The sequence below is a fragment of the Halocynthiibacter sp. C4 genome, from assembly GCF_028823805.1.
Classification (GTDB): Bacteria; Pseudomonadota; Alphaproteobacteria; order Rhodobacterales; family Rhodobacteraceae; genus Falsihalocynthiibacter; species Falsihalocynthiibacter halioticoli.
Window position 1 is genome coordinate 425,647 of sequence record NZ_JAPEIE010000001.1, and the last position, 18,585, is coordinate 444,231.

Annotated in this window: 19 protein-coding genes; 10 read left to right on the top strand and 9 right to left on the bottom strand. The window is 53.1% G+C overall.

What is annotated here, in order from left to right:
* Positions 1–55 precede the first annotated feature (55 nt).
* From OU789_RS02125 to tldD, 6 genes are all read right to left on the bottom strand, one after another.
* Positions 56–346 carry a GNAT family N-acetyltransferase gene (locus OU789_RS02125; RefSeq protein ID WP_274652855.1) on the bottom strand — a complete coding sequence of 97 codons (291 nt, stop codon included), beginning with the start codon at positions 344–346 and terminating at the stop codon, positions 56–58.
* Positions 339–962, bottom strand: coding sequence for a 3-oxoacid CoA-transferase subunit B (locus tag OU789_RS02130; RefSeq protein WP_274652857.1), 624 nt, complete (start codon positions 960–962; stop codon positions 339–341). The genes OU789_RS02125 and OU789_RS02130 overlap by 8 nt, the downstream gene beginning before the upstream one ends.
* 3 nt (positions 963–965) lie before the next feature.
* Complete coding sequence (locus OU789_RS02135; RefSeq protein ID WP_263954108.1) at positions 966–1,661, bottom strand: CoA transferase subunit A; 696 nt, start codon at positions 1,659–1,661, stop codon at positions 966–968.
* Positions 1,662–1,794: 133 nt separating this feature from the next.
* The gene (gene topA / locus OU789_RS02140) at positions 1,795–4,488 is read right to left on the bottom strand and encodes a type I DNA topoisomerase (RefSeq protein WP_274652860.1); all 2,694 of its coding nucleotides are present in this window, start codon (positions 4,486–4,488) and stop codon (positions 1,795–1,797) included.
* Between the two features lie 86 nt (positions 4,489–4,574).
* On the bottom strand, positions 4,575–5,720 hold the full coding sequence (dprA, locus tag OU789_RS02145) for a DNA-processing protein DprA (protein ID WP_274652862.1): 1,146 nt from the start codon (positions 5,718–5,720) through the stop codon (positions 4,575–4,577).
* Between the two features lie 87 nt (positions 5,721–5,807).
* Positions 5,808–7,229 carry a metalloprotease TldD gene (gene tldD, locus OU789_RS02150; RefSeq protein WP_274652864.1) on the bottom strand — a complete coding sequence of 474 codons (1,422 nt, stop codon included), beginning with the start codon at positions 7,227–7,229 and terminating at the stop codon, positions 5,808–5,810.
* A gap of 181 nt (positions 7,230–7,410) precedes the next feature.
* Between tldD and coxB the strand changes: the two genes are divergently transcribed.
* The 10 genes from coxB to OU789_RS02200 all read left to right on the top strand — a co-directional run bounded on the left by coxB (position 7,411) and on the right by OU789_RS02200 (position 16,372).
* Positions 7,411–8,328 carry a cytochrome c oxidase subunit II gene (gene coxB, locus OU789_RS02155; RefSeq protein WP_263954104.1) on the top strand — a complete coding sequence of 306 codons (918 nt, stop codon included), beginning with the start codon at positions 7,411–7,413 and terminating at the stop codon, positions 8,326–8,328.
* An 82-nt stretch (positions 8,329–8,410) separates the two neighbouring features.
* A complete protein-coding gene (cyoE, locus tag OU789_RS02160) occupies positions 8,411–9,352 on the top strand; it encodes a heme o synthase (protein WP_274652866.1) in 942 nt (313 codons plus the stop codon).
* Complete coding sequence (locus OU789_RS02165) at positions 9,352–9,543, top strand: hypothetical protein (protein ID WP_263954102.1); 192 nt, start codon at positions 9,352–9,354, stop codon at positions 9,541–9,543. Before cyoE ends, OU789_RS02165 begins: the two co-directional genes overlap by 1 nt.
* A complete protein-coding gene (locus OU789_RS02170; protein ID WP_274652868.1) occupies positions 9,543–10,118 on the top strand; it encodes a cytochrome c oxidase assembly protein in 576 nt (191 codons plus the stop codon). Before OU789_RS02165 ends, OU789_RS02170 begins: the two co-directional genes overlap by 1 nt.
* A 21-nt stretch (positions 10,119–10,139) precedes the next feature.
* Positions 10,140–10,940: a cytochrome c oxidase subunit 3 gene (locus OU789_RS02175; RefSeq protein WP_274652870.1), complete on the top strand. Its 801-nt coding sequence runs from the start codon at positions 10,140–10,142 to the stop codon at positions 10,938–10,940.
* Between the two features lie 99 nt (positions 10,941–11,039).
* Positions 11,040–11,717, top strand: a complete 678-nt coding sequence (locus OU789_RS02180; RefSeq protein WP_274652872.1) for an SURF1 family protein — start codon at positions 11,040–11,042, stop codon at positions 11,715–11,717.
* 9 nt (positions 11,718–11,726) lie between these two features.
* Positions 11,727–13,112, top strand: a complete 1,386-nt coding sequence (thrC, locus tag OU789_RS02185; RefSeq protein ID WP_274652874.1) for a threonine synthase — start codon at positions 11,727–11,729, stop codon at positions 13,110–13,112.
* Positions 13,109–14,371 (top strand): M16 family metallopeptidase, encoded by a 1,263-nt coding sequence (locus OU789_RS02190; RefSeq protein WP_274652876.1) that lies wholly within the window; start codon positions 13,109–13,111, stop codon positions 14,369–14,371. The genes thrC and OU789_RS02190 overlap by 4 nt, the downstream gene beginning before the upstream one ends.
* Positions 14,371–14,955 carry a GNAT family N-acetyltransferase gene (locus tag OU789_RS02195; RefSeq protein WP_263954096.1) on the top strand — a complete coding sequence of 195 codons (585 nt, stop codon included), beginning with the start codon at positions 14,371–14,373 and terminating at the stop codon, positions 14,953–14,955. Before OU789_RS02190 ends, OU789_RS02195 begins: the two co-directional genes overlap by 1 nt.
* Before the next feature lie 7 nt (positions 14,956–14,962).
* Positions 14,963–16,372 (top strand): FAD-binding oxidoreductase, encoded by a 1,410-nt coding sequence (locus OU789_RS02200; protein WP_274652879.1) that lies wholly within the window; start codon positions 14,963–14,965, stop codon positions 16,370–16,372.
* A gap of 114 nt (positions 16,373–16,486) precedes the next feature.
* Here the strand turns inward: OU789_RS02200 and OU789_RS02205 are convergent, their stop codons facing one another.
* The 3 genes from OU789_RS02205 to OU789_RS02215 are packed head-to-tail and all read right to left on the bottom strand — an operon-like array spanning position 16,487 to position 18,557.
* Entirely contained in the window at positions 16,487–17,023 is a 537-nt protein-coding gene (locus tag OU789_RS02205) for an adenine phosphoribosyltransferase (RefSeq protein WP_263954094.1), read from the bottom strand.
* Between the two features lie 43 nt (positions 17,024–17,066).
* Complete coding sequence (locus OU789_RS02210) at positions 17,067–17,948, bottom strand: S-methyl-5'-thioadenosine phosphorylase (protein ID WP_274652881.1); 882 nt, start codon at positions 17,946–17,948, stop codon at positions 17,067–17,069.
* Positions 17,949–17,951: 3 nt separating this feature from the next.
* Positions 17,952–18,557, bottom strand: a complete 606-nt coding sequence (locus tag OU789_RS02215) for a flavin reductase family protein (protein WP_274652883.1) — start codon at positions 18,555–18,557, stop codon at positions 17,952–17,954.
* Between the last annotated feature and the right edge of the window lie 28 nt (positions 18,558–18,585).

An 18,585-nucleotide genomic window follows, 5' to 3' on the forward strand; every position in this document is an offset into this window, starting at 1 on the left:
TGAAATTCAGGCAGGATTGTGATCCTAAAGTGTTGATGCCCGAAAACTTGATCGACTATTGCACAAATACATCCGCCCATTCGGGATGTTTTTGGGCCTGTGCGGCAACATAGGAACACTGTGGAATGATCTTTCTTCCGTCAGTGCGCGCATCTTCTACCAGGCGTTCGACCAGCTTTAGCGCGACGCCCTGTCCGCGCCATTCGGCAGGGACCAAGGTATGGTCAGCCAGTATCTTGCCATCAGACAGCAAAGAAAACGTTAGTTCAGCAATACCATCAGGTCTGGAAACCACGTAGCGGCCGCGGTTTCCAGTTGTTTCAAGTCTTATTTCGATTTCAGACAAGAGTTGCCTTAGTCGAAGCGCGAACCTCTTCTCCTGTTACGCCGTCAGCAAGTTCCACAAGCTTTAGCCCACCTTCGACAACGTCAAACACGCCAAGGTTTGTGATGATGCGATCCACCACGTTCTTACCGGTCAACGGAAGGGTGCATTCCTTTAAGAGCTTGCTGTCGCCGTGCTTGCTTGTGTGATCCATCACAACAACAACACGGCCCACGCCAGCAACAAGGTCCATCGCGCCGCCCATTCCTTTGACAAGCTTTCCGGGGATCATCCAGTTTGCAAGATCACCGTTTTCGGCGACTTCCATGGCGCCGAGAATCGCCATTGCGATCTTTCCACCTCGGATCATTCCGAAGCTCTGTGCGCTGTCGAAATAGGCTGTTTGGGGAAGTTCAGTGATGGTTTGCTTACCAGCATTGATGAGGTCTGCATCCTCTTCGCCTGCAATAGGGAAGGGGCCCATGCCAAGCATTCCGTTCTCGCTCTGAAGCGTTACCTCAATCCCATCGGGAATGTGGTTTGAAACGAGCGTTGGGATACCGATTCCGAGATTCACATACCAACCGTCTTGCAGTTCTTGTGCGGCGCGTGCCGCCATTTGATTGCGATCCCACATAGTTTAGGCCTCCCGCACTGTACGTTGCTCAATACGCTTTTCGTGTTCACCCTGAATCAGGCGATGCACGTAGATACCCGGCAAGTGAATGGAATCCGGATCAAGGCTGCCCGTTGGCACGATCTCTTCCACTTCAACAACACAGACTTTCCCGCACATTGCAGCTGGTGGGTTGAAGTTGCGCGCGGTCTTCCGGAAGACAAGGTTGCCTGTCTCGTCGGCCTTCCATGCCTTCACCAAGGCCAGATCAGCAAAAATGCCTTCTTCAAGGATATATGTCTCGCCGCGGAACTCTTTGTGCTCTTTGCCTTCCGCAATCACGGTTCCAACGCCCGTTTTTGTATAGAAGCCAGGGATTCCACATCCACCCGCGCGCATCCGTTCTGCGAGTGTGCCCTGTGGGTTGAACTCAAGCTCGAGCTCACCAGAAAGATACTGGCGCATGAATTCTGCGTTTTCACCCACATAGGAGCTGATCATCTTTTTGACCTGCTTCGTTTGGAGGAGGATGCCAATGCCAAAATCATCTACACCCGCGTTGTTGCTCGCAAAGGTAAGGTCTTTGGTTCCTGCGTCGCGAACCGCGCCGAGCAAAAGTTCTGGAATGCCGCAAAGGCCAAAACCGCCCGCTGCGATGAACATCCCGTCAAACAGCAAGCCATCAAGGGCCTCCGCTGCTGAGCCGTAAATCTTCTTCATGTTTTCCTCCTGCAAGCTATCTCGCGTGATATTTGACGGAGTCCTTCACAGTGTCAATCACTTTGCTGCATTGCAGAAAAAGGCCGCGCCAGTTTCCTGACGCGGCCCAATCAAAATTCAAGCGTGACAGCGATTAATTGTCGCTATCGTCTTTGGTTTTCTTTTTCGCTGCCGGCTTTTTCTTCGCGGGCGCTTTTTTCGCTGTCGTTTTCTTGGCTGCAGGTTTCTTCGCCGCCTTCTTGCGACCACCTTTTTTCGCGGCCTTTTCGGCGATCCACTGAACTGCTTGCTCCATCGTGACGTCGGCTGGCTCTACGTCTTTTGGAATTGTCGCGTTGATTTTGGCCCACTTCACGTAGGGGCCGTATCGACCTTCCATAACGTTTACCGGACCGCCTTCATCTGGATGCTCGCCAAGCTCCTTGAGCGGTTTGGCTGCTGCACCGCGGCCGGTCTTTGCAGCTTTTTGCGCCAAAACTTCAACTGCGCGGTTCATGCCAATCGTGAACACTTCGTCAACATCGGGAATATTTGCGTATACCCGCCCGTGCTTCACATAGGGGCCATACCGTCCAATGCTGGATTCAACCATCTCACCGTCTTCTGGATGAGGGCCAATCTCGCGAGGGAGCGAAAGCAGCATCAACGCTTTTTCAAGCGTCATCGCGTCCGGCGCCCATGTTTTCGGTAGACTCGCGCGCGGTGGCTTTTTGTTGTCTTCGGTAACCTCGCCACGCTGAACATATGGACCAAAACGGCCAGAGCGCAGGCTGATCTCGTCCTCGCCATCCATACCAAGAACACGGTCACCGCTCGCGTCGCCTTCGCCACCGATTGGCCGCGTGTAACGGCACTCTGGATAGTTACCACAGCCGACAAAACCGCCGGATTTCGAAGTCTTCAGGTGCAGTTTACCTTCGCCGCAAAGAGGGCAGGTGCGCGGATCGGATCCATCCTCACGTGGCGGATAGAGGGTTGGCGCAAGAACATCGTCGAGGGTGTCGAGCACCTCGGAGATGCGCAGCTCGCTCGTTTCGCCAATTGCGGCTGAGAAATCTTTCCAGAATTGACGGAGAACTTCTTTGTAATCCCGATCGCCCGCAGACACATCGTCTAGCTCGGCCTCAAGGCCAGCTGTAAAATCGTATCCAACGTATTTGCGGAAATAGTTCGTTAGGAAAACCGTAACGATCCGTCCTTTGTCCTCCGGAATGAGCCGGTTCTTCTCTTTGCGAACATACTCACGGTCCTGAATGGTGGTGACGATGCTTGCATATGTAGACGGGCGTCCGATGCCAAGCTCTTCCATACGCTTCACGAGCGTCGCTTCTGTGAAGCGGGGAGGAGGCTGGGTGAAATGCTGCTGCCCCAGAACTGCGCCATCGTCTGTTAGGATAGCCCCCGCGTTGCGACGCATGCCCTCAACGGCTGGTGCAGTGATCTTGCTGTCGGATTTCTCACCTTTGGCAAAATCTGTTTCGAGGCCCGCGTTTACGAGCTTGGTTGCATCGCCCTCAGCGATTTGCGGCAGACGCTTTTCGTCTTCGTCATCAACGTCATCACGGCCTTCGGTGTAAACCTTCATAAAGCCGTCAAATACGACGACTTGTCCGGTCGAACGAAGCATGACCTGTTCGTCCTCGCTCCCGATATCGACAGTCGTGCGTTCAAGTTTAGCGCCGGCCATCTGGCTTGCGAGTGTCCGCTTCCAGATCAGATCATAGAGTTTCCGCTGATCTGCTTCGAGCTTGGCAAGTTGGCCGGCATCGAGTTTCATATCGGTCGGGCGGATACACTCGTGTGCTTCCTGCGCATTTTTCGCTTTGTTCTTATAAACGCGAGGCTCGGACGGAATATATTTGTCGCCATAGCGTTCAACGATTGCATCTCGTGCCGCCGCGACTGCTTCGGGCGCCATGTCGATACCGTCGGTACGCATATATGTGATGTAACCAGCTTCATAGAGGCGTTGCGCTGTGCTCATTGTCTGGCGTGCACCAAATCCGAACTTTCGGCTCGCTTCCTGCTGCAAAGTCGATGTCATAAACGGCGCAGAGGGGCTGCGGTTTGTTGGTTTTGCCTCAACACGTTGAACCGAAAGCGCACGGCTATGAACTGCCTGAACTGCCAATTCCGCGGCCGTTGCATTCGCGAGGTCAAATTTGTCGAGCTTCTTGCCAGCAAGAACTGTTAGGCGCGCTTCGAATTCTTGCCCGCGCGGCGTGGCGAGCATTGCTTTAACGCTCCAGTACTCGCGGGGATCGAAGGCCTCAATTTCCTGTTCGCGCTCAACGATTAGGCGCAAGCAGACAGATTGAACACGCCCAGCCGATTTAGCGCCGGGCAGTTTGCGCCAAAGCACAGGCGAGAGATTAAAGCCTACAAGGTAATCCAACGCACGACGAGCGAGATAGGCTTCGACGAGTGGCGCATCAACTTGGCGTGGATGTTCCATTGCTTCGGTGATGGCGGACTTCGTAATCGCGTTAAAAACAACGCGGCTAACGGGCGTTGTTTTCTTGATCGCTTTGCGTTTGGTCAACGCTTCCTGAAGGTGCCAAGAAATCGCTTCTCCCTCGCGATCAGGGTCGGTCGCGAGGATCAGTTCGTTATCGTCGGCAAGCGCATCGGCGATTGCTTTGACGTGTTTACGACTGTCGTAGCCAACTTCCCATTTCATGTCGAAATCGGAGTCTGGATCAACGGAACCGTCTTTTGGAGGGAGGTCCCTTACGTGACCATAGCTCGCGAGTACGGTGTAATCGTCACCTAGATATTTGTTAATTGTCTTGGCTTTAGCCGGAGATTCGACAACGACGACGGGCATAAAATTCCTCTCGACTCACAGGGAGCATATGGCGGCGCAAGATGTGGGTGCTTCGAGTGAATTGTCAATGCACAGTTAAGTATGAATTACCCCACGCGCATCAAATACCCCCCTGGAGCACGCTCAATTCGTCCCTCAACCTCCAGCGAAACGAGTTCTGCCGTGACGTGATGGGCTGGCTGCTCTAGGTCGCGAATGAGTTGATCTTCCGCAAGGGGGCTTGGTCCGAGCCGCTCGAGAATTTGACGGTGGAGATCGGCGCTTTCCGCGATTGTGCTTTGTGTGCAAGGTTTTTCATCTGGTTCGGCTTGATCTGCCACAGTCCTCGGCTCTTCCAAAGCATCAGCAACTTGCTCAAGTATATCATCGACATTTCGGATAAGAGCTGCGCCATCGCGAATTAGCATATTGCTCCCTGTGGCACGCGCGTCAAAGGGGTGTCCAGGAACGGCCATAACTTCGCGCCCTTGATCCAAAGCGTTTCTAGCTGTGATTAAAGTTCCGGATCGCGCCGCCGCTTCTACAACAACAAGCCCGATGGATAACCCCGAGATTATGCGGTTCCGTTTCGGAAAATGCCTCGCTTGCGGTGCTACTCCAATCGGATCTTCTGATATGCGGAGGCCCTTTGCACCAATCTCCCAGAACAATTCGGTGTTTTCTTTGGGATAGATTTTATCCACACCACCAGCCTGAACCGCGATTGTTCCGCCTTCGAGCGCCGCTTTATGACAGACGGCGTCTATGCCGCGGGCAAGCCCGGAAACAACAATCAGCCCTTGCTGCGAAAGCCCTTCAGACAGCTTTCGCGCCATGCGCTCTCCGAGCGAAGATGCATTTCGGGCGCCGACAATGCCAATTTTGGGCCGTTTAAGCAGAGAGATATCGCCAATTGCCCAGAATAGTGGAGGAGCATCGGCGATGTTTGCCAATTCCTTGGGATAGTCGGCTTCTCCTCTGCAGATCATTCGCGCACCGGCTTTGCGCGCCGCAGCAAACTCGTTCTCGATGTCTTTCAGTGGCGCAATTGCGTAGTCGGTAACTCCTGCAGCGCGCGCTACCTCTGGCAAGACCTCAAGCGCACGCTCTGCTGTCTCGTTCTCCTGCATCAATCGATAGAACGTCGAAATGCCGACCCTGCGTGAACGCAAAAGACGGAGCCATGACAACCGTGCATCCTCTGAAGTGGGTGGGGTGAGGGGTGTCAAAGAGGAAACGCTGTCTTCGTCCATCATGGCTCCGTCGGTTTGCATCCCGACATTAGGACCACGATGGTTAATGAATGGTGAACATTTCCGCAGGCATTCTAAAAATACCTTCTAGGCCGCCGAGCCGCCCACAGTTATCCCGCCGATCATGAGCGTTGGCTGTCCGACGCCAACCGGCACCCATTGTCCGGCTTTCCCACAATTCCCGATACCCGGATCGAGCTTCATATCATTGCCAATCGCGCGGATTTTCTTCATGGCCGTGGGGCCGTCGCCAATGAGTGTTGCGCCTTTGACGGGCTCACCGACCACTCCGTTTTTGACGCGGTAGGCCTCAGTGCAGGAAAAAACAAACTTACCTGAGGTGATATCAACCTGTCCGCCGCCAAATCCGACCGCGTAAATTCCGTCTTTTAGGTCCGCGACAATGTCGCTTGGGGCGCTGTCTCCGCCAAGCATATATGTGTTGGTCATACGCGGCATCGGCGTGTGAGCATAGCTTTCGCGACGACCATTGCCCGTTTCTGGAACGCCCATAAGCCGCGCGTTTTGTCGGTCTTGCATATAGCCAACCAGCACGCCGTCCTCGATCAGAACGTTTTTGCCGCTAGGCGTGCCCTCATCATCGAAGGTAATAGAGCCGCGCCGATCTGGAATAGTTCCATCATCAAGGACCGTCACACCTTTCGCAGCGACCTGCTGCCCCACGAGGCCGGAAAAGGCGGAGCTTCCCTTGCGGTTAAAGTCTCCTTCGAGGCCGTGCCCGACAGCTTCATGCAGCAGGATCCCGGGCCAGCCAGAGCCAAGAACAATGTCCATAACACCAGCAGGGGCAGGGACGGCACGAAGGTTAACAAGCGCAATACGCAAAGCTTCACGAGCGACAGACTGCCAGTGCTCGGTTTCCAAAAGGCCAGAGAGTGAAGCGCGTCCACCGCCGCCCATGCCTCCGCTTTCGCGACGACCGTTTTCCTCGACTATGACGCTGATATTCAAGCGACTCATCGGGCGAGCATCGCGCACGTGGTGTCCGTCGGGGCGGAGAATCTCCACTTCTTGCATGGAAGCGGCGAGGGTTGCAGAAACTTGAATAACGCGCTTGTCGAGCCCGCGAGTGAAAGCATCGATTTCCTTGAGCAGATCAATTTTCACAGGAAAAGCGGCCTGCGCGATGGGATCATCGTCGCTATAAAGTTTGCGGTTGGTGTGTTTTGGCGCAGGGGCCATAGCGCCACCTCCGTCACCAACAGCTAGGCGAGCTGTCTCTGATGCTCTCCGAATTGCGGATTCGGTCATTTCGGTGGAATGCGCATAGCCGGATGTCTCGCCACGCACTGCGCGTAATCCAAATCCTTCGCTTGCGTCATAACTCGCAGTTTTTACCCGCCCATCATCAAATACGATGGCCTCCGAACTCTTTCGCTCGAGAAAAAGTTCGCCATCATCCGCTCCTGCACAAGTTTCCTTGAGAATTCCCAGAGTTGAGTCGATGTCCAACGAGGTTTCAAAAGGGCGAAAACGCGCATTTGACATAGAAAAACTCCGGTAATTGACGCATAAAAGCGACATGGTGGTTCAAAGCCACGTGGAAAGATGCTTGTTCTGTTGCGTCTAATATGGTTTTTGGCGCAGCAAAGACAATGGGATTCCGACCGTTTGGGCGGGAGTAAGATGTGAGCAGAGCAAATCTGCTTTGTGCGAACAGGAAATGACTATGCGATTTTTGACCAAGATTTCAGGCCTTTCAGCGATTGCGCTGGCAGCAGCAGGCGCAGCAAACGCGCAAGATTCGTTGGGAAACCTAGAGGTTATCGGTAAGCCCACAGAAAAATCGCTTGGCTTCCAACCTGCCGCAACAGAGCTGGCCCGCGATCTTCAGGGTCTAGACAACATGATCCTCGTGATCATCACCGCGATCGTCATTTTTGTGACCGCGCTGATTATCTGGATTATGATTCGCTATAATTCCAAAACAAACCCGAAGCCTGCGACGTTCACACATAACTCGCCGCTCGAAGTTGCTTGGACGCTGATCCCGATTTTGATTCTCGTATTCATCGGTGCGTTCTCGCTGCCGGTTCTGTTCAAGCAACAGACAATTCCAACGGCTGACGTAACAATCAAGGCAACTGGTTACCAATGGTACTGGGGTTATGAGTATGTCGACCATGAGTTTGGTTTTGATTCATACATGCTTGGTCACCCTGCCACACTTACCGACGACGATGATGGTGTGGAGCCATTCGTTCGCAGCGCAGATATGGACGCGCTTCTGGAGCGTAATGGCTATGCAAGTGAGGACTTCCTTCTTGCGACGGACACTGCTCTCGTTATTCCGGTTGGCAAAACAATCGTAATTCAAGTTACTGGTGCTGACGTGATCCACAGCTGGGCAATCCCGGCGTTCGGTGTGAAGCAAGATGGCGTACCTGGTCGTCTGGCTGAACTTTGGTTCACTGCCGAGAAAGAGGGCGTTTACTTTGGTCAGTGTTCCGAGCTTTGCGGCAAGGACCACAGCTACATGCCAATCACAGTCAAAGTTGTAAGCGAAGAAGCTTACCAAAACTGGCTGGTTGACGCCAAAGAGGAATATGCAGGTCTGGATACGCCACTCACACTGGCATCCAAGTAACCGCAGTTCTTTGTGAAGGGTGTGGCTCCTAATATTGGGGCCACGTCCGTTTTTTTGATGATCCGACCTCGATAGGGCCAGCATGAGCGACGCAAGCCTACAGACAAATGTAACCACACCTGCTGGTGATGCAGGTTTCCGCGATTTCGTTGCGCTTTTGAAGCCGCGCGTAATGTCGCTTGTGGTTTTCACGGCCTTGGTCGGGATTCTGGTTGCACCTAACCCAGTTCATCCGTTTGTGGCGTTTACGTCGATCTTGTTTATCGCACTTGGTGGCGGTGCCTCTGGCGCGCTCAACATGTGGTGGGACGCAGATATTGACCGGATTATGAAGCGCACGCAGAAGCGCCCCATTCCGGCAGGTAAAATTGCCGAAGGCGAGGCGCTGGGCTTTGGTATCGCGCTGTCCGGTATTTCGGTTGTCATGCTAGCGCTTGCTGCAAATATTGTTGCCGGACTGCTCCTGGCGTTTACGATCTTTTTCTACGTCGTCATCTATACCATGTGGCTCAAGCGCTGGACGCCACAGAACATTGTGATTGGTGGCGCCGCTGGTGCTTTCCCTCCAATGATCGGATGGGCCGTTGCGACCGGTGGTGTTTCGATTGAAAGTATTCTGATGTTTGCGCTTACGTTCATGTGGACGCCCCCGCACTTTTGGGCGCTCGCGCTGTTCATGAATGACGACTACACCAAAGCCGAAGTGCCGATGCTCACAGTAACGCATGGCCGCAAATCTACGCGTAAACACATTCTGGTTTATACGCTCTTACTCGCGCCGGTCGCGCTTGCGACGAGCTTCACATCTATCGGCGGGCCGATCTATTTCGCTGTTTCACTTGTTTTGAATCTGCTGTTCATCCGCGGAGCCATAAAAATCTGGCGCCGTGACGAAGATGAGGCCCAAGCTGACAAGTATCTGGCGGAGCGTAAGTTCTTTAAACTATCGCTTTATTACCTATTCCTGCATTTCACGGCACTGCTCTTGCAATCGGCTCTGGGCGTGACTTGGGGAGGTTTCTGATGGCGCCCAAAGTTGAGCATGAAATGCACTATCGCCGACTTGGTCGGAACGTAGGCCTTGGCCTCTCGCTTTTTGCTTTCGTTGCTATTGTCTTTTGGCTGACGCTTGCAAAAGTTCAGCGCGGTGAGCCAGTAGAGGCGTTTGACCATACCGCTCGCCCTTCCCTTGAAACACAGGACTCTGGCAACTGATGGCGATGAAATCGACACATAAAACCGCGCTACAGGCATTCGCCGTCGTCTTTACGATGGGATCGCTCGCTTGGGCGTCTGTGCCATTCTATGACTGGTTCTGTAGGGTTACTGGATTTGGCGGCACAACTTCTGTGTCAGCTGCTGGTTCCGACGAAGTCCTCGACCAAACAATCACAGTTCGTTTTGATGCTTCGCTAGACCGCGATATGCCATGGACCTTCAAGCCTGTGGTTCGCCAGATGGAGATCAACATCGGCGAAACCGGTCTTGCCTTTTACGAAGCGCACAACCCGACAGACCGCCGAGTTGCTGGATCTGCGACCTACAATGTTGCCCCCTATGAAGCGGGTGGCTTTTTCACGAAAATCGACTGTTTTTGCTTTACCGAACAAGTGCTCGAACCGGGTGAAACCGTTATGATGCCGGTGAGTTTTTACGTCGACCCCGAAATCGTTTCGGATAGAGATGCAAAATACGTGCATCACATAACCCTATCCTATACGTTTTATGAAACCGAACTGCCTAAAGATGTGGCGAGCCTCTCGACCACACCAAAGGCTGATGTTAACTAAGTCCCAAACAGGGGATCCTATATGGCACACGCAAAAAACCACGACTATCACATTCTACCGCCGTCAATCTGGCCTCTGGCCGGTGCCGTTTCGGGCTTCATCATGCTCTTCGGCGCGGTTCTCTGGATGCAGGGTATCACACCCTTCATGTTCCTGATCGGCCTTGCTGGTGTTCTCTATGTGATGTTTGAATGGTGGAGCGACGTAATCACCGAAGCGAACGAAGGTGATCACACACCTGTCGTGAAAATCGGTCTGCGCTATGGCGTTATCATGTTTATCATGTCCGAAATCATGTTCTTTGCAGCATGGTTCTGGAGCTTCTTCAAACACGCCATCTATCCCATGGGGCCAGAATCTCCAGCCGTTGACGGCGTTTGGCCGCCAGCAGGGATTGAAACATTCGATCCATGGCACCTGCCGCTAATCAACACGCTGATCCTGCTCTGCTCTGGTGCTGCGTGTACATGGGCACACCACGCGATTGCTCATGAAAACAACCGCAAAGACCTGATCAATGGTCTTGCGATTTCGATCATTCTCGGTGTGTTCTTCACAATGTTCCAGATCTACGAATACAGCCACGCTGCATTCGGGTTCTCCGGCAACATCTATGGCGCCAACTTCTTCATGGCGACAGGCTTCCACGGCTTCCACGTTGTGATCGGAACTATTTTCCTCGCAGTTTGTTTGATCCGTGCGATGCGCGGCGCATTCACACCCGAAGCGCACGTGGGCCTAGAAGCTGCGGCTTGGTACTGGCACTTTGTTGACGTTGTTTGGCTGTTCCTGTTTGCGGCTGTTTACGTCTGGGGCGGCTAATAGGAGCCGTTTGCACCTACGCGCTTTGTGTCGTGTGATAAAGAATAGTAAAGGCGCGGGAGCTGTTCCGCGCCTTTTTTACTTGGAGAGAAGAGCTTTATGAACCGCAAGTATATCTTGCCGCTTATATTCGGAATTGTCGGAACCCTGATTTTATGTTCGCTGGGTTTTTGGCAGCTTGATCGACTTGACGAGAAAACCGAGGAATTGGCCAAAATCGACGCGACAATTCTCGCCGATCCCGTTTCAGTTCCAGAGGTGCCGAATGAAAATCGCGATCAGTACTTGCCAGTTAAGGCCGCTGGAACTGTCGGACCGCGCGAAATCACTGTTTTGGCATCGGTGCAAAAGATCGGGGCAGGGTACCGCATCATCTCGGAATTCACCCTAGAGAGTGGGCGGCGCATCCTGCTTGATCGCGGCTTTGTTGCTATTCCTGCCAAAGATGCGCCTCGACCGGTTGTTAAAGCAGAAATCACGGGCAACCTGCTCTGGCCAGATGAGATGCAATCGTCAACGCCTCCTCCGGACCTAGATGCTGGCGTTTGGTTCGGGAGGGACATTCCGGCAATGGCAGAAGCACTTGATACCGAACCCGTTCTGCTTGTCCAACGCAGCAGCACAGAGCCAAACTTGGTAACCACACCCTTTCCTGTTGATTCTTCGGGCATACCAAATCGCCACCTTGAATATGTTTTAACGTGGTTTGGGTTGGCAATTGTATGGTTTGGGATGACAGCGTTCTTTCTGTGGCGTATCAGGCAGAGAACCGTTTAGAGGCAGACTATGAAATATGTATCGACACGGGGCACAGCGCCCAGCTTGAGTTTTGAAGAAGCCATGATGACAGGTCTGGCCCGCGACGGAGGATTGTACGTTCCCGCCGAGATTCCGGTGATGTCACCAGAAGATATCGCTGATCTCGCAGGCAAGTCATACGAAGAGATTGCATTTATCGTGATGCGGCCGTTCATTGGCGATGCGTTCACCGATGAAGAATTCAAAGCAATCATTGCCCGCGCCTATGAAGGGTTCCGCCACGAGGCCAGAGCACCGCTTGTTCAGCTTGGCCCTAATCATTTCCTTCTGGAACTGTTTCACGGCCCGACATTGGCGTTCAAAGATTTCGCGATGCAGCTTATTGGCCAGTTGTTTCAAGCCTCGCTTAAGCGCGCGAACAAACGCGTAACCATTGTTGGCGCAACCTCTGGTGATACCGGTTCTGCGGCGATTGAAGCATTCCGTGGCCTGTCTAACGTGGATGTCTTTATCTTGTTTCCACACGGCCGTGTTAGCGACATCCAGCGCAAACAGATGACAACGCCGGAAGATGCAAACGTTCATGCCCTAGCGATGGATGGCGACTTTGACGACTGTCAGGCGCGCCTCAAGGACATGTTCAATGATTTCGAATTCCGAGATGGCGTCGGACTGGCAGGTGTGAACTCCATCAACTGGGCCCGCGTCTTGGCTCAGGTCGTATATTATTTTTCCTCCGCCGTTTCGCTCGGTGCGCCGCATCGCGCGGTCTCGTTTACAGTTCCAACTGGCAACTTCGGCGATATTTTCGCTGGGTACATTGCAAAGAAGATGGGCCTTCCGGTGCGTGAATTGGTGATCGCGACCAACCAGAACGATATTCTGCATCGCACACTCGAAACCGGAGAATACGCAAAGGCCGAAACAATCCCGAGCATGAGCCCAAGTATGGACATCCAAGTGTCCAGCAACTTTGAGCGCGCCTTGTTCGATATGTACGGCCGTGACGGTGGCGCAATTGCGCAGCTGATGGAGGAATTGAAGTCCGGCAGCTTCAAGATATCCCAAGGCGCGCTAGAGCAGCTTCGCGAAACATTCACGTCGGGGCGCGCCTCGGAAGAGGAGTGCGCAGACACGATCAGGGATATGGAGCGGACAACGGGCGAAATTCTATGTCCGCACACCGCTGTGGCCGTTAAGGTTGCCAAAGAGCACCTAAGCGACGTTCCGATGATCACTCTCTCTACCGCGCATCCGGCAAAGTTCCCGGATGCGGTCATTGCCGCCTGTGGGCATTATCCAGATCTGCCTCCACATATGGCGGAGATGGCTGACAAACCCGAACGCGTCACGCGCGTTCCCAATGATCTCGATGCCCTGAAAAAGCTCGTTCACGAAAGGCGCGCACGTTGACCAGCCAAGTAACGACCCTGAATAACGGGTTTCGGATCGTCTCCGAAAATATGCCGGGACTGAAATCCGCAAGCGTCGGAATTTGGGTTGCTGTCGGCGGACGCCACGAACGTCTTGAGCAAAACGGTATCGCGCATTTCCTTGAACATATGGCGTTCAAGGGAACCAAGTCGCGTAGCGCGCTTCAGATCGCGGAAGCCATCGAAGATGTTGGCGGCTATATCAATGCCTACACGAGCCGCGAGATGACGGCCTATTACGTGCGCGTCCTTGGCCAGGATGTGCCGCTTGGACTTGATGTTATTTCGGATATCCTGCTCAACCCGACCTTTGAAGCTGCAGAGCTTGAAACAGAGCGCGGTGTTATTCTTCAAGAAATCGGACAAGCACTCGACACGCCGGATGATGTTGTTTTTGATTGGCTACAAGGTGCAACCTATCCCGACCAGCCAATCGGGCGCACAATCCTTGGCCCAGCAGAGAATGTTAGCTCTTTTCAAAGCAGCGACCTTTCTGAGTTTGTATCGGAGCACTACGGTCCGGAGAACTTGATATTATCTGCTGCGGGTGACGTTGATCATGATGCGCTGGTAAAGGCGGCCGAGGCTCTGTTTGGCGGTCTTGCAAAAGGTGCGCGGCCAGCAGAGGCGCCAGCAAGTTTCATTGGCGGTGAGCATCGGGTCGAGAAACAGTTGGAGCAAGCGCATTTTGCAATGTGCTTTGACGGCCCCGGATATCGCAACGATGACATTTACACGAGCCAGATTTTGGCTTCGGCACTTGGCGGTGGAATGTCATCGCGGCTGTTTCAGGAAGTGCGCGAAAAGCGTGGGCTTTGCTATACAATCTTCGCCCAAGCAGGGGCGTTTTCCGATGGCGGCACGACCACGATCTATGCGGGCACCAGTGGTGATCAATTGGCTGAGCTCGCGTGTCTTGCGGTGGACGAAGTCAAACGCGCAGCGGATGACATGTCAGAAAAAGAGGTCGCTCGCGCTCGCGCTCAAATGAAAGCTGGCATGCTCATGGGGCTAGAAAGCCCGAGCAGCCGCGCCGAACGGCTTGCGCGCTTGGTTTCTATCTGGGGGCGTGTTCCGTCGTTAGAAGAAACGGTTGAGAAAGTTGATGCCGTTACGCATTTGGGCGTGCGCGAGATGGCCGCTAAAATGTCCTCTGATGCCAAAATCTCAATGGCCACATACGGGCCAAAAGCAACGTCTGTTTCGGTTCAGGAGTTGCGCGAGCGATTGGTTGGCTGATGTTTGTGCGGCGGAAAAAGGTTCTGATTGAAACTGAGCGCATGACACTGCGCTTGCCGCTGCATAGTGATTATCGGGCTTGGTCAACGTTGCGAAACGAAAGCCGCGCTTTTCTGATCCCGTGGGAGCCGCTCTGGTCGAGTGACCATCTCTCACGCAAATCGTTTACTAACCGTGTGTACTGGGCACAGCGATCAACTGTGAGCGGTAGTGCGCTCCCACTATTCCTAACAGAGCGCCATAGCGGTGAGTTGCTTGGTGCTCTAACGCTAGACAATATTCGAAGAGGTCCTTCGCAGGCAGGTACCTTGGGGTATTGGATCGGAGAGCGCCACGCTCGCAACGGTTACATGCGCGAAGCGATCCAAGCTGTGACGCACTATGCCTTCACAGTTCTCGATATTTCACGGCTTGAGGCCGCATGCCTGCCCGAAAATACTGCTTCGCGTGGTGTCCTTGAAAAATCAGGCTTCAAATATGAAGGAGTCGCGCAAAGCTATCTGCAGATTTCCGGGCGCTGGCGAAATCATGTTCTTTACGCCAATCTGAGACGCGACAGGCGTGGAAAAACCGACGTTAGGTAGCAAAACCATGTTGAATTCCTTGGATGCGGCATTTGTTGAGACGCTGGAAAGCCAGCTTCCAAAAGGGGCGATTCAGCCAGCCGATGGCCGCTATCTAGAAGAACCACGCGGTAGGTACTTTGGACAACCTGGTTTTGTCGCAAAGCCGAAATCAACCAAAGAAGTTTCTATTATCGTGACTGCGTGCAACCAAGCACGGGTCGGTGTTGTGCCATATGGGGGCGGAACGGGGCTTGTTGGCGGGCAGGTTTGTCCTGATGGGCCAGCTCCTCTAATCCTGTCGCTTGAACGCATGAACGCAATCCGAGGCGTCCATGCAGAGGAGAACGTCATCATCGCGGAAGCGGGGGCGATCTTGCAAAATGTTCAAGAGGCCGCCGAGGAAAAGGGGCTGCTATTTCCTTTATCACTTGCTTCAGAAGGCTCGTGCTGCATCGGCGGAAATTTGGCAACGAATGCGGGCGGCTTAAACGTTCTGAGATATGGTAATACGCGTGATCTCTGCTTGGGGCTGGAAGCTGTGCTGCCGGACGGTCAAATCTGGAATGGTTTGACGAGGCTGCGCAAAGATAACACAGGGTACGATTTGCGAAACCTTCTTATCGGCTCCGAAGGCAGCCTTGGGGTTATTACGGCGGCCGCTCTGAAGCTGTTCCCGCGTCCGCAAAATTACGGCACTGCGCTATTTACTGTGTCATCGCCTGATGCCGCACTCGAGTTGCTAAACCTGTCTCGGCGTGTTGCTGGCAATGATGTGTCTGCGTTTGAACTCATGCATCGCGTTGGACTGGAATTTTTGCGCGAAACTCTCCCCGAGGTCCGGCAGCCGTTCAACGACCTGCCGGAATGGCTCGTTTTGTTAGACTTGGGCGTTACCGGTTCTCAGGATTGCAGCGAATTGTTGCTGCAGATTTTTGAAGATGGCATGGAACGGGGAGTCGTTCTGGATGGGCTCGTTGCGCAAAACGCCACACAGCGCGAGCAGTTCTGGGCAGTTCGAGAGCGCATTCCCCAGGCAAACAAGCGCATTGGTTCCATTGTGTCGAATGACGTTTCATTGCCGTTAAGCGAAATCGCCAGCTTTATCGATGAAGGGCGTCAAAAACTCGAAGCCCTTGGCAATATCAGATTGAATTGTTTCGGGCATCTTGGTGATGGAAACCTGCATTTCAATGTATTTCCCGCGAAAGGAAAAAGCCGGGATGAATATGCAGATCTACGGCAGGAAATCCAGACGGTCGTGAATGAGTTGGTAGCTTCAAAGGGCGGGTCATTCTCGGCAGAACATGGTGTTGGGAGGCTAAAGGCCGAAACCCTAGAAATCTATGGGGACGCGGCGAAACTTTCCGCAATGCGTGCAATCAAAGCTTCGCTGGATTCTAATGGAATTATGAATCCGGGTGCAGTGCTGCGCTAAAAGAAACGGGCGCCCCATCGGAGGTGAGGGGCGCCCTTTTGGCTCTTGCAAAAAGATGCCAATTCATAACTGGCGCGTACTTGATAGAACTGTTTTTTACCAATTTGTTGGCGATCAAAGCCCTTCGAATTCACACAAGCTCAATACTTCCATCCCCATGGCCTCAAGCCGCTTCCGGCCGCCAAGGTCAGGAAGATCGATAACAAATGAACAACTGATAATTTCTCCGCCAAGACGCTCAATGAGTTTGATGCCAGCTTCGGCGGTTCCGCCGGTTGCAAGGAGGTCGTCAACGAGTAGGATTTTCTCCCCTGGCTGTATGGCGTCCTCGTGGAGTTCCACAATGGCTTCACCGTATTCTAGTGTGTATTCTTGTGAGATTGTCCGGCCAGGCAATTTGCCTTTCTTGCGAACTGGGACAAAACCAACCGAAAGTTGGTGCGCAATGGCTCCCCCAAGGATAAAGCCGCGAGCTTCGAGGCCAACAACCTTGTCGATCTGAAGGCCAGCATAGGGGTGCAGCATTTGGTCGACGGCCATGCGAAAACCGCGCGGGTCTGCAAAAAGCGTTGTAACATCGCGGAACAGAATGCCTTCGTGGGGGAAATCTACAATCGTGCGAATGTAGTCTTTAACTGTTTTCTTGCTCATATTGGGTCCGTTCTTTCTTAGGCGGTATGCCAAGGTGATCGGGTTATCGATTTAGAACTCTGCCGGCGACAGTATTAAGTTTAGCAACGAGTTCGGCGTCGCGCTTTTCCGGTGCGGTCAGGATCGCATGCTCAAGAGCACTGTCGCAACCTTGCCCGCATGCGTTCTGTTTTGCGTCTAAAATTTCAGGTAGGCGCGAAACGAGGCCGCGCGCATTATTTGCGTTGCCCATCAATGTTTTGATAATATCAGTGATGTCGACCTCGCCATGGTCTGGATGCCAGCTGTCGTAATCGGTGATCATCGCAACCGAGGCATAGCATATCTCGGCTTCGCGCGCGAGTTTGGCCTCCGGCATATTTGTCATGCCAATCACATCGCAGCCCCAGCTCTCGCGGTACATTTTGCTTTCTGCGATTGTGCTAAATTGCGGCCCCTCCATTGCAAGATAGGTTCCGCCATTATGCATTTTAACACCCTGCGCTTTGCCCGCTTCGAAACAGGCTTCCGACAAACGACTGCAGGTTGGATGAGCAACGGAAACATGCGCGACGCACCCTTCTCCGAAGAAGCTCTTTTCCCTTGCGAAAGTTCTGTCGATAAATTGGTCGACAACTACAAAGTCTCCGGGTGCCATCTCTTCGCGAAACGAACCGCAAGCTGACACCGAAATGATATCAGTCACGCCGAGTTGCTTTAAGGCATCGATATTTGCTCGGTAGGGAACGGTACTTGGCGAATGAACGTGGCCTCTGCCGTGTCTAGGCAAGAACGCCATTGGTAAACCGTTGAGTGTGCCTTTGAAAATAGCATCGCTTGGTGCGCCCCATGGCGTTGAAAGTTCGACCCATTTCGCATCTTGCAGGCCATCGATCTCGTATAAACCCGAACCGCCAATTACGCCGATCATTGTTTCACGTGTCATTGATTAAACCTCCGGCCGCGTTAAGCTAAACAGGTTTTCAACTCTTGAATAATCACGGTATCCAAGCCGTGCGAGCGGCGAGAAACTTGTGACGTCAAAGACACCGTCTTTAATGCAATCGTCGCGAAGATGAACGCCTACCACCTCGCCGAATACGGTGAAATTTGCCTCGCCCGGTAGCTTTACAATTTGCGTAAGTTTGCATTCTAGGCTTGCGGGAGCGTTTGCAACGCGTGGGGCATCGATCTCGCTGCATTCCGCTTTCTCAACGCCGGCCACTTCAAATTCATTGGTCTCTTTTGGATAGGCGCCGGAAGTCTTATTCATCATATCGCGCATTTCATAGGCGACAATATTTACGCAGAAGACTTCTGTTTCCCGAATGTTGCTAACTGTGTCCTTCGTTCCATCGCGATCCTGTTTGGCGCTTGTCGAGGCAAACATAATCTGTGGCGGTTCATATGCCACGGCATTGAAGAAGGAATACGGGGCAAGGTTTTCATTTCCATCGGAATCTCTAGTAGAGATCCACGCAATCGGTCTTGGGGTTACAACCGCGTTGAAAGGGTTATGCGGTAAGCCGTGACCGTTTTTTGGGATATAGAACATGCGAGGCCTTTCTTGTATTTGAACAAGA